Origin of the sequence: Mesorhizobium sp. M0227 (genome assembly GCF_040321855.1) — a bacterium.
Taxonomy (GTDB): domain Bacteria; phylum Pseudomonadota; class Alphaproteobacteria; order Rhizobiales; family Rhizobiaceae; genus Mesorhizobium.
On the sequence record NZ_JAMYSJ010000004.1, the window covers coordinates 101,483 to 112,795 of the forward strand.

The window sequence follows — 11,313 nt, forward strand, 5'->3', positions numbered from 1 at the left end:
GACGGAGCGCAAGTTCCGCCAGGCAGCCTGAGTCTTCAATCCGACCACTTCACCTTGGTCAAATCATTGGCCTGGATCGGCGCGTTTTCCCACAGCCCTTGCAGCTTGGCGTCCCAGACTCCGACCTTCGGCAATTCGTAGAGGAAGCCGACCACGGCATCGTCGGCCAGGATCTTCTGTGCCTGCCCCAGCAATTCCTTGCGCTTGGCTTCGTCGGAGGTGACACCGAGGTCGGCAATCACCTTGTCGAAGGCTGGATTGTCGTAGTTGAAATAATAGTCTTTGCGCGAATAGATATCGATGTCGTTGGGCTCGGTGTGGGAGACGATGGTCAGGTCGTAATCCTTCTTGGTGAACACCTGATCCAGCCACTGTGCCCATTCGACCGGAATGATTTCCAGATCGATGCCGACGTCGCGAAGTTGTGAAGCGATGATCTCGCCGCCGAGCCGCGCATAGGCGGGCGGCGGCAGTTTCAGCGTCGCCTTGAAGCCGTTCTCGAGGCCTGCCTCCTTCAGCAGTTCCTTGGCCTTGGCGACATCATGCGGGTAGCGGCCGGTGAGGTCGACATAGTCCTTGTTGGCCGGCGACATATGCGAGCCGATCGGCTGCCCGAGGCCGGCCGAGGCGCCGTCGATGATCGCCTTGCGGTCGAGCGCGTAGGAGATCGCCTGTCTTACCTGCAGCTTGTCGAAAGGCGGCTTCTTGTTGTTGATCGACAGGATGGTCTCACCCTCGGTCGCGCCGATCACAACCTTGAAGCGCGGGTCGTCCTTGACCTGGGCGACGCTGTCGGCATCGAAGAACGGGAAAGCCTGGATGTCGCCCGAGAGCAGCGCCGGCACATAGGCGGCTGCATCCGGCACGATGCGGAACTCGGCCTTGTCGAGGGACGCCGGCGTACCCCAGTAGTTATCCGATTTGACCAAGGTGATCGACGATCCCTTGGCCCAGCTCTGGAACTTGAACGGGCCGGTGCCGATCGGTTTCTCCTTGTTGGTATCGGCAGATTCCGGCGCCACGATTACCGCGTCGCCCCAGCCCATATTGTAGAGGAACGAGCCCTGCGGGTTTTTCAGCGTGACCTTGACGGTTGCCGGGTCGACCACGTCGACTTTGTCGATGGCGGCGAACAGGCCCTTTTGTGCGTTGACGGAATTTTCGGCGCGGGCTCGATCGAGCGAGAATTTCACGTCGCTGGCGTCGAAGTCGGTGCCGTCATGGAATTTCACGCCGGTGTGCAGCTTGAAGGTGTAGACCTTTCCATCATCGGAAATGGTCCAGCTTTCGGCCAGATCCGGCAGCACCTCGCCATTCGGCCCGATGCGTGTCAGCCCCTCGAACACATTGGCGTAGAGAACCTCGTCGATTGCCGCGGCGGCACCTGCGGTTGGGTCGAGATGCGGGGGTTCGAGCGGAATGCCGATGACCAGGTCGGTTCGCGCGGCAAACGCGGAGGTGCCGGCGGCCAGCGACAGCACCGCGGCCGCCAGAATGGTTTTCCACAATTTCATCGTGCAACTCCCCATGCGTTCAGACACGTGCTCGAACCCGGGCGATAGAAGCGTGATTTCGCCACGGAGTAAATTGCGTTTCGTTCTGCCCGTTGGCGTGGCCGGGAATGTTTTTGTCCTGGCGACCGCATCGGCAGGTCGAAGCTTGTCGCGGTGCACACCTTATTCCGTGGCTGTGCCGCGCAGCAGCACGTTGAGCCCGATCGCCATCACCTTGGCCGATTCCACCATGTCCGATATGCCGACCCATTCGTCCGGCCGATGGGCGAGGTCGAGAATGCCCGGCCCATAGGCGATGCAATCATAGATATGGCCGATGCGCGCAATGTGCTTCTGGTCGTAGGTGCCGGGCGAAATGACATAGTCGGGTTCGCGGTCGAAGATCGCCATGATGCCTTGCGCAACCGCCTTGACCACCGGGGCGTCGCGCTCGGTCATCAGCGGCAGCACTTCCATCAGGTCGCGGATTTCGTAGTCGAATTTTGTCCGCTCGCGCTTTAGCCGGTCGAGAATACCGGTCACTTCGCCTTTGACGGTGTCGAGATCTTCCTCCAGCAGGAAACGGCGGTCGATGGTCAGCCGGCAGGAGTCGGGCACGTTGGGCGACGGCAGGCCGGGCCGGAAGTCCTCGGTCTGGCCGCCATGGATCGAATTGATGTTCATGGTCGAGCGTTTTGCCCCTTCGGGCACGACCGGCATGCGCGTCATCTTGCGGTCGAGTGCGGGGAACAGCTCGTCCTCGAAAGCCCTCAGCACGGCGCCCATGTGACGTACGGCATTGTCGCCGAGAAACGGCATCGAGCCGTGCGCGATCTCCCCCTTGGTCTCGATCTCCGCCCACCAGACACCGCGATGACCGAGGCAGATGCGGTCCTTGTTGAGTGGCTCGGGTATGATGACGTGGTCGACTCTGGGCTTCGAGAAATAGCCCAGGCTCGCCAGATGGGCGACGCCGCCGAAACCACCGGACTCCTCGTCGACCGTGCCGGATATTTCGATGGCGCCGGGAAAATCGGGGAAGACTTCCAGGAAGGCTTCGGCTGCGACGATCGAGGCGGCAAGACCGCCCTTCATGTCGCAGGCGCCGCGGCCGTAGACCTTGCCGTCTTTGACGATGCCGGCAAAAGGATCGACGGTCCAGCCGTCGCCAGCTTCGACCACGTCGATGTGTGAGTTGAAGTGGACGCAGGCGCCTGACGATCTTCCGTCGAAACGGGCAACGACATTGACGCGCGGGTAGCGGTCGGTGTCGCCGGGCGTGCCTTCGGCGCGGATGAATTCGGTCTCGAAACCGCTCTTCTTCAGCCGCGCGCCGAGATATTCGGCGCATGGCCGATAGGCCTCGCCGGGTGGATTGATGGTCGGAAAACGGATCAGCTCAGTGGTCAGCGCGACGACATCGTCGCGCCTGTCATCGATTGCCCGGAGGAGTCGCTCGTTCATACCCAGAGTTGAGCAGCGATCTCAGCGGTTTTGCAAGCCCGTTGGTGATCGAGCCTGGGCGGCGTGTCGTTGCGGCAACTATTGCGGGAAATCGTTCAAATTCGCTGCTTTGGATTGGCGAATTGGTCAAGGTGTGTGTGTTAGCCCGTTCATCTGCCATTAAAAAGATGAAAGACAATTTGAGGGCAGACAGGTTAGGGGCAATCAAAGGGGTTTGATCGCATGAAAAAGACAGTTCTCATGGCAGCCGTGTTTGTTGCGATGCTGTTCGGTGCTTCGGGGCAGGGCTGGGCAGCCAGCCTCGTTGCAAATATTGACGTGTCGTCGCAGACGATGACCGTCAGATATGGTGCGTCGGTTTACCGGTGGAGCGTCTCCACCGCGCGCAAAGGCTACATTACCCCGCGCGGCAGCTATCGGCCGCAACGGACGGCGCGGATGTGGTATTCGCGCAAATACGACATGTCGCCGATGCCTCATTCCGTGTTCTTCCGCGGCGGCTATGCCATTCACGGCACCGGCGCGGTGAGGCAGCTCGGGCGCCCGGCATCGCATGGCTGTGTGCGCTTGCACCCGACCAACGCCGCCGCCTTCTATGCGATGGTTCGGCAAGCCGGCTTCGGCAATACGCGGATTGTCGTGACGAACTGAAGAGATTCAGGTTCGCTGTTGTCGGCTGGCGCAGGGCTAACACCCTCGCCAGCAGTTCTGTTTAAGCGTTTGGGACCGCTTTTGCCTGCGAGGGCCGCTTTCGACGCCCGCCGCTGATCTCCCACCTTTTGTGGAACCACATCCACTGGCCGGGATCTTCTCGCACCCAGCGTTCGACGACATCGTTGAGACGCTGGGTGGTGGCGTGGACATCGACGCTGCCGTCAGCGGTGCGCGGCAATGTCAGCTTGTCCTCGATTTCGAGCCGGAAGCGGTTGCCTGGCAGCCTGATGCAGCGCGCCGGATAGACGTCGCAGTCATAGTGACGGGCAAGGGTGGCCAGCACCCGATTGCTCTGGCACGGACGGCCGAAGAACGTCGTATCCAGTCCATTGGAGAATTTCTGGTCGACAAGGATGCCGATGTTGCCGCCGTTCTCCAGGACCCCGGCCAAGGCGAATGAAGCACCGGCCATCGATGGCAGCAACGAGCCCATGGTCGAGCGGCGCGTCGAGAGGATGTAGTCGGCAAGATAAGGATTGTTGGGCGGCCGAAACAGCGCCGTGATGTTCATGCCGAAGGTCGCCGCCGCCACCGGCAGCAATTCGAAATTGCCGAGATGACCGGTAAAGACGATATGCGGCTTCTGTTCGCCAGCGATTTCGACGAAGTGGTCCGCTCCTTTGACCTCGATGCGGCCGGGCTTGATGGCTGTAGGGTCATAGTCGAAGAGGGCGTCGAGAAAGATGTATTCCGCGGCAAGACGGGCCATGTTGCCCCACATGTCGGAGGCGATCGCCTGGATCTCGGCTTCGCTCTTTTCCGGATAGGCCTTGCGCAGATTGTCGACGGCAACCTGATGGCGTCCCACCCGGGGGCCGACCATGCGTGCGACGCGGTCGGCGAAATTCAGCGCACTGTCGGCCGGCAGCAGGCGCAGGACCGAGATGATCATCATCGCCGCCCGCGCCACCAGCCAGTAATTGAGCTGGCGCAGTTGCCTGCCGTAACGAAATTTTAGATCCCGGCGGAATTTCTTGAACACAGAGGTCAAGGCTCTAGCCGACGCGCAGGATGATCTTGCCGAACACGTCGCGGCCTTCCATGCGCTTCAGCGCGGCATCTATACCGTCGAAGTCGACTTCGGTATCGATGACAGGTGCGACCTGTCCCGCCGCCATTTTCTGCATGGCGTTTGCCATGTTCTCCATGCGGCAGCCAAAGGAGCCAAGCAGTTTCAATTGCTGCTGGAACAGCTGCATGAGGTTGATCTGCGTCGACACGCCGGAAGTCGAACCGCAGGTCACCAGGCGGCCGCCACGCTTCAGGCACAACATCGAGGCGGCAAAAGTGTCGGCGCCGACATGTTCGAAGACGACATCGACGCCCTTCTTCTTGGTCAGCTTGCGCACGACGCCCTCGAAACGGTCGTCGCGGTAGTTGATGACATGGTCGGCGCCGAGCGCCTTGGCCTTGTCGATCTTGTCGTTGGAGCCGACCGTGGTGATGATGGTGCAGCCCATCCGCTTGGCCAGCTGGATGGCCGCCGAGCCGATGCCGGATCCGCCGGCATGGATAAGGATCGTCTCGCCGGGCTGTAGCCTGGCGTTGTCGAACAGCATGTGCTCGACCGTGCCGAAGGTGACGGGCGCGACCGCCGCGCCGATGTCGGTCACGCCGGGCGGGGCAGGGACCAGCAGGCGAGCCGGCAGGTTGATCTTCTCTTGCGCGAAACCGTCGAGATGGAAACCGTGCACACCCGAAACATGTTCACAGAGGTTGTCGCGGCCTTCGCGGCAGGCTCGGCAGAGGCCGCAGGTGCGCGCGCCGTAGATCGATACCAATTGTCCGGGCAGCAGGCTGGAAACGCCGGGGCCCACCGCCTCGACCTCGCCGGAGGCTTCGGCGCCGACGACCAGCGGCAGCTTGCGCTTGGCGAAGGCCATGCCGCGCCAGCCCCAGACGTCGATATGGTTCAGCGCCACCGCCTTGATGCGCAGCGTGACTTCGCCAAGTGCCGGCGGTGAGGGTGGCGGCAGGTCCACCGTTTCAAGACGGCGGTCCTCGATAAGTTGCAATGCGCGCATTGGGCCTGTCGGTTTCGGTCTGGCTGAAAAAGGTCGCTTAGACCGGTTCCCGCGCCATGACAAGGCAAGTGTTCTGGCCGCCGAAGCCGAAGGAGTTCGACAGAACGGTGCGAACCTCGGCATTGCGCTTCTTGTTCGGCACCACGTCCAGCACGATCGCGGGGTCGGGATTGTCATAGTTGATGGTCGGCGGAATGACGCTTTCGCGCATCGTCATCAGCGAAAAAGCTGCCTCGACCGCGCCGGCGGCCGACAGCGTGTGGCCAATCATCGACTTGTTCGACGAAACCGGCATCGAGCCGATCCGCTCGCCGAACACCGTCGACAGCGACAGATGCTCCATCTTGTCGTTTTCGGGCGTCGAAGTGCCGTGAGCGTTCACGTAGTCGATCTCGTCTTCGCTCAAGCCGGCATCGGCAAGCACAGCACGGACCGCCGCGATCGCCGGCGAAGCGTCCGGCTTCGAGCGGGTGCGGTGGAAATCGTCCGCCTTTTCGCCGCAGCCGCGCAGGATGCCAAGAATCGTGGCGCCGCGCGCCATCGCGGCTTCCAGCGATTCCAGCACGAGAGCGCCGGAGCCCTCGGCCAGCACAAAGCCGTCGCGCTCCTTGGAGAAGGGTTTTGACGCCTTTTCGGGAATGTCGTTGTGGGTCGACAGCGCCGACAGCAGCGAGAAGCGGATCAGCGCCTCGGCGGTTGCCGAACCGTCGGCGCCGATCGACAGCGCCCGGTCGCATTCGCCGCGGCGGATCGCCTCGACACCGAGCTGGATGGCGGTGGCGCCGGAAGCGCAAGCGGTCGACAGCGTGATCGGCAGCCCGCGTGTGCCGAAACGGTCGGCAAGCCGGTCGGCGATCGAGCCGAACTGCGTGGTCTCGAAAATGTCTAGTTCCTTCAATCCGCGCGCCACCCGCAGCAGCCGTTCGCCGCCGGAGTCCAGTTTGTCGGAATTGTAGAGCGCGAAGCGGTCGTGCCAGTCGAGTTCGACCGGCGGTGAAGCGAGGAAGAGAGGACCACCGAAATCACCGGAATCGAGGCCGGATTCGGCCACGGCCTCACGCGCGGCGGTTTCCGCCAGTTCATAGGTGAGGTGGCTGGAGCCCTTCGAGCTCGATGGCAGGAAGTCGACCATGCCGGAGATGCGGGTGTTGAGATGATCGACCGGAAAACGGGTGATCGGGTGGATGCCCGACTTGCCCGAGGTCAGCGCCGCCCAATTGTCGGCCTTGCCGACGCCAAGCGAGGTCACCACGCCGATGCCGGTGACGGCGACGATCGGCCTGCCCATATGATCGTTCAGATTGGCCATGCGGGAGCCCTCGAGCGTTTATCGTTGCAGCATGGATCGTGGAACACCGCCTCAGGCGGCGTTGATCAGCGCCATGCCCTCGAATTGGTGATAGCCGATCGCCGTTGCAAGGACGGTTGCGGGAACCCCTTCGAACGGCTTCTCGGCTGCGGCATCAAAAACGGGGTAGGCGGCCTTGCGATCGACGGCCAGCGCCGCCAGTGCCACGGCGAAGGGAAACTGTGCTTCCTTCATGTGCCCGGTCAGCGTCGAGAAGCCGCGCGCGGCAATCGCCGGATTGGCGTCGAGCGCTGCTTTCTCGGCGATGGTTGCCATATGGGCGCCTGACGCGCCCGACAGGGCCAGTAATTTGCCGTTCGGCATTGCAGCCTGCTTGAGCAGTGCGGCGATCTCGGTGTCGAGTTCTCCCCGTGGGCGCCTGGCGCGGCCGGAGACGACCGGCCCAAGCTCGGCATAAATCTTTCGTCCGCGGCTTGTCGCGTGTTCGCGCTGCTCCAGCACCAGGAAGGCACCGCCGGATCCAGTCACGACGCCGCCGCCCTCAGCCCCCTGTCTTTGCCAGACCGGCTTCCACGGGCCGCGATGCAAATAGCCGGCGAGTTCATAGCCGAGCAGCATGTCGGAATGTTCGGTCTGGAAGGCACCGCCGACCAGGATGTGCGTCGACTGGCCGGAGCGGATGCGCGCGGCTGCCGTCTCGACGGCGGCGACACCGGCACCTTCCTCACCCATGAAGGTTCTGGATGAGCCCGTCACCTTGTGGACGATGGAGATGTTGCCGGCGAGCAGATTGGAAAGCTGGGCCAGGAACAGTGTCGGCCGCAATTCGGTGGTCAATTTCTCGTTGAGCAGCACATCGCGGTCGTTGCGGCTTTCCGAAGCGGCGAGAATGGCGGCATCGACCGCCTCGTCGCGTTCGCCGCCGCCTGCGGCCACAACCATGTCCATGGTCGTGCAGAGTTCGTCATTGCCCTTGATGCCGGCGTCGTCCAGCGCCAGGCCTGCGGCATAGGTGCCGAGCCTCTGCCAGGTTTCCATCTGGCGCTGATCGCCGCGTTTGGCGATCTGCAGGTTCCAGTCGATCTCCGGCAATGGATGGACGGTATAGGGTGCAAAGCGCGCCGCTTCGAGCACCGGTTCCAGGCCCGGCTGCGCGAGCTTCTGCCAATGGGCGTCCGGACCTTCCCCCAGCGAGGAGACAAGGCCGATACCAGTGATGACGACGTCGCGGGGGCTGCTCATGAGCGGCTTTGTGGGTCAGGCGGCAGGGCGCGTCAAGATCACGCGCTCAACCGAAGTCAGGCGGTCTTGGCGGCAACCAGTGCGTCGATCTTGGCGCACAGGTTCTTCATGACGAAGTAATCGTCGGTCGAAGCCTTGCCGTCATTGACCTCCTGGGTCCACTTTTCCAGCGGCACCTTGATGCCGAATTCCTTGTCGATGGCAAAGACGATGTCGAGGAAATCGAGGCTGTCGATGCCGAGATCGTCGATCGTGTGGCTCTCGGGCGTAATGGTGTCGATATCGATCTCGCTGGTGTCGGCAATGATCTTGGCGACTTTGTCGAACGTGGTGGACAAGGGCTTTTCCTTCGGTTGCGGGCGGAATCTGTCCGCATCTTGTTTGGGCGCTGTCTAATCGGTTTTTCCCGGCAGGAAAAGGCCTGATACGCCGGGCGCAGATGGGAAGCCTGCTCTGTAAAGGCAAGAAGGGACGCCGGCTGACCGGCGGCCCTTCCCTTTGACGTTACGTCAGCCTTTGTCTCGATGCATGTCGTTCCCCAAAACCGGAACCACTTTGGGCGACATGCATTAGCTGTCGCGGAGCTTGACCAGGTCGTTCAGCAGCCCGCCCGTTCCGTTGTGGACGGTCAGCCGCTCGACCTTGCCGGCGATGGTTTCCAGAGCCTCAAGCTCCTTCAACCGCAGCATCACCGGGTTTTCCGCCATCACCCTGGCCGTGTTGAGGAGGGAACGCGTCGCGTTCGTCTCCTCGCGGCGACGGATGATGTTGGCCTCGGCCTGCTTTTCGGCCGACACCACCTGGTTGAGGATCTCGCGCATCTCGCCCGGCAGGATCACATCCTTGAGCGCGATATCACTGACCTCCACCCCGATCTCGGCCATGTCGGCGCGAACCTTGCCGGCGGCCTCCTCGTCGATCGTCACCTTCTTTTCAAGGATCTGATCGAGTGTCAGCGCGCCAAGGGTCTTGCGGAAGGCGTACTGCAGGGCGCGGTAAAGGGCTTCGGAGAAGTCCTTCACCATGCTCACCGCCTTGACAGGATCGACGACCCGGTATTCGGCTGCGATGTTGACGCGGATCGTCACGCGATCCTTGGTCAGCACTTCCTGCCCAGCAACGTCGAGCGACTGGCGCTTGAGGTCGACGACCTTGATCTGCACCATGCGTCCGACGTTCCAGAAGCCATGCACGCCCGCCGTCAGCGTCCTGACCAGGACACCGTCGATGAACAGCAGTCCGGCCTGACCGTCGACGACCGGGTGGACGGACATCAATTCCGCCTTCCGGGCCTGGCCGAGCCGGCGCATGACCGCCGCATCGATGGCGAGATCGACCGATGTGTCGATCAGCGTCACCTTCCACGGACCGGCATCCGTCCACAGCACGAGCTTGCGGTCCGGCGCCAGAACGGCGTGCAGATTGCCGTCACGCTCGATGATGGCGACATCCGTGCGCCCGGTGCGAACGACGGTGAAATGACGCGCGGCCACATCCGGGAGCTTGTCGAACAACGCCTTCTCGTATGCCGAAACGAATTCCGGGTTCTTCAGATCGTGCCGGGACACTTCAAGGCTGCCGCGCCGGTTGGCGAGCCAATGTTCGCCCGGCAGCAGGACAGTCTTGATCTCACCCTTGTGGAGGGTGAGGGCACGTTCGTTTTCCTTTACGAGGACGCGCTCGCGTCCAAGAACCTTGTCGAGAATTGTCATTGTTTCACTCCTGTCGGGCATGGCCACATGCGAGGCGTCAAGTCATGCGTCGATCGTTCCTTTCGTTTCTCGTTTCACATCGTCGTCTTGCGTCATCGTCCGGGCACGAATGATCCGGGGACTGGTGGCATCAATCCGTGGCGGGCCTTCGGGAGCGGATCGCGGGGCAGCGAAGCGGGCGCCGGAGGCCGAGCTTCCTTTGCCGGCGACACTGCGCCTTGATCGTCACCGCGGGCCTGGCCGCGAGCCGATGGCGAAAGACGCTTGGGATGATCCGCGCCCGAGGGCTTGGGCCATCCGTTCAGTCTTTCGCATTCCAGTCCCCTGACCGTTTTTCGGATGGCTTTTCAGGCCAATGGAGAAGGAATCGAACCTTCGACAGTCAGATTAACAATCTGATGCTCTAACCAAACTGAGCTATCCGTGGTGCAGATGAAGGGAATTGAACCCCCGACCTCCGGACCCAAATCCGGCGCTCTCCCGCTGAGCTACATCCGCGATCCCAGTCCCCAAAGCGGCGCCGTATACAGGGCGGCAAAGCCGCCTGCACGGGCGGAGGCGAAAGCTCCAACCGTTGTGCTCGCTTCGGTTCTCGTGACCGGGAGCGCGCCTATAGCCCCTGCGACGGGTTGTCGCAAGCGGCATTGTCGTGGCGGATTTGCGGCTTCTTGCGGCGGTGGCATTTCGGCAACACCGCTTTCGACGTCAGCGATCGCGCGCAGGGAGCTCAGAAGGTGACGCGGCCGAGCACGCGCAGGCTATCGCCCTGCGGCTCCACGACCACGGCCTCGCCTTCGCGCGGCGAGATGCCGGTCAGCGCCACGATGTCTTCCAGATGGGTGACCATGACCAGATTGTCGGAGCCGGAATAGGCGCGGATTTCTTTCAGGATCGCCGCGATCTGCGCGGCTTTCTGCGCCTCGTCGCCCTTCAGGAGATCGAGCGGAGCAAACAGCTCCGGCTCGGCCTCGAAGGCGATGCGGGCAGTATCGAGGCAGCGGCAATAGCGGCTGGACAACACGCGCTCGATCGGTGCCGCACGGGCGGCAAACAGAGCGCCGATCTTGCTCGCCTGTTGCTTGCCACGGGCCGACAGGTTCATCTGGGTGGCGCAACTGTCGATGTCGAAATTGGCCGGGTCGGTGGTGCCGGTGACCATGGCATGGCGCAGCAGCACGACATGTCCGCCATCGCGCAGCAGCGCCCAGCCTGCATCCGTGGCGTGGGCCACGCCGGGAATAAGAAACAGGAACAACGCCAAGGCAAATCGAATCATCCGCTATCCTTCTCCGGTTCCCGGCAATGGGTTCCGGTGACGGGACATATAGGGACGGTAAAGCCAGCCGAAAGACAAG

10 protein-coding genes and 2 tRNA genes are annotated in these 11,313 nt (G+C 62.4%); 1 reads left to right on the forward strand and 11 read right to left on the reverse strand.

What is annotated here, in order from left to right:
- Positions 1-35 precede the first annotated feature (35 nt).
- Together NKJ00_RS07900 and NKJ00_RS07905 are read right to left on the reverse strand one after the other, a co-directional pair.
- Positions 36-1,514 (reverse strand): ABC transporter substrate-binding protein, encoded by a 1,479-nt coding sequence (locus NKJ00_RS07900; RefSeq protein WP_352629373.1) that lies wholly within the window; start codon positions 1,512-1,514, stop codon positions 36-38.
- A 162-nt stretch (positions 1,515-1,676) separates the two neighbouring features.
- Positions 1,677-2,957 (reverse strand): acetylornithine deacetylase/succinyl-diaminopimelate desuccinylase family protein, encoded by a 1,281-nt coding sequence (locus tag NKJ00_RS07905; protein WP_352629375.1) that lies wholly within the window; start codon positions 2,955-2,957, stop codon positions 1,677-1,679.
- Between the two features lie 222 nt (positions 2,958-3,179).
- On the opposite strand from NKJ00_RS07905, the gene NKJ00_RS07910 reads away from it, so the two are divergent.
- On the forward strand, positions 3,180-3,608 hold the full coding sequence (locus tag NKJ00_RS07910) for a L,D-transpeptidase (RefSeq protein WP_023812266.1): 429 nt from the start codon (positions 3,180-3,182) through the stop codon (positions 3,606-3,608).
- 61 nt (positions 3,609-3,669) lie between these two features.
- Here NKJ00_RS07910 and NKJ00_RS07915 read toward each other — a convergent pair whose 3' ends face one another.
- The 9 genes from NKJ00_RS07915 to NKJ00_RS07955 all read right to left on the reverse strand — a co-directional run bounded on the left by NKJ00_RS07915 (position 3,670) and on the right by NKJ00_RS07955 (position 11,234).
- Positions 3,670-4,653, reverse strand: a complete 984-nt coding sequence (locus NKJ00_RS07915; protein ID WP_164892933.1) for a lipid A biosynthesis lauroyl acyltransferase — start codon at positions 4,651-4,653, stop codon at positions 3,670-3,672.
- 13 nt (positions 4,654-4,666) lie between these two features.
- Positions 4,667-5,695 carry a zinc-binding dehydrogenase gene (locus NKJ00_RS07920; RefSeq protein ID WP_127291678.1) on the reverse strand — a complete coding sequence of 343 codons (1,029 nt, stop codon included), beginning with the start codon at positions 5,693-5,695 and terminating at the stop codon, positions 4,667-4,669.
- A gap of 37 nt (positions 5,696-5,732) precedes the next feature.
- Positions 5,733-7,004, reverse strand: a complete 1,272-nt coding sequence (locus NKJ00_RS07925; protein WP_127291675.1) for a beta-ketoacyl-ACP synthase — start codon at positions 7,002-7,004, stop codon at positions 5,733-5,735.
- A gap of 51 nt (positions 7,005-7,055) precedes the next feature.
- The gene (locus tag NKJ00_RS07930) at positions 7,056-8,246 is read right to left on the reverse strand and encodes a beta-ketoacyl-ACP synthase (protein ID WP_128303982.1); all 1,191 of its coding nucleotides are present in this window, start codon (positions 8,244-8,246) and stop codon (positions 7,056-7,058) included.
- 56 nt (positions 8,247-8,302) lie between these two features.
- The gene (locus NKJ00_RS07935; protein WP_010909964.1) at positions 8,303-8,584 is read right to left on the reverse strand and encodes an acyl carrier protein; all 282 of its coding nucleotides are present in this window, start codon (positions 8,582-8,584) and stop codon (positions 8,303-8,305) included.
- A 231-nt stretch (positions 8,585-8,815) separates the two neighbouring features.
- A complete protein-coding gene (locus NKJ00_RS07940; RefSeq protein ID WP_023812260.1) occupies positions 8,816-9,958 on the reverse strand; it encodes a slipin family protein in 1,143 nt (380 codons plus the stop codon).
- Between the two features lie 352 nt (positions 9,959-10,310).
- Positions 10,311-10,380: transfer RNA gene (locus NKJ00_RS07945), tRNA-Asn, on the reverse strand.
- 2 nt (positions 10,381-10,382) lie between these two features.
- Positions 10,383-10,456, reverse strand: a tRNA-OTHER gene (locus tag NKJ00_RS07950).
- Between the two features lie 229 nt (positions 10,457-10,685).
- The gene (locus NKJ00_RS07955; RefSeq protein ID WP_023812259.1) at positions 10,686-11,234 is read right to left on the reverse strand and encodes a histidine phosphatase family protein; all 549 of its coding nucleotides are present in this window, start codon (positions 11,232-11,234) and stop codon (positions 10,686-10,688) included.
- Positions 11,235-11,313: the final 79 nt, after the last annotated feature.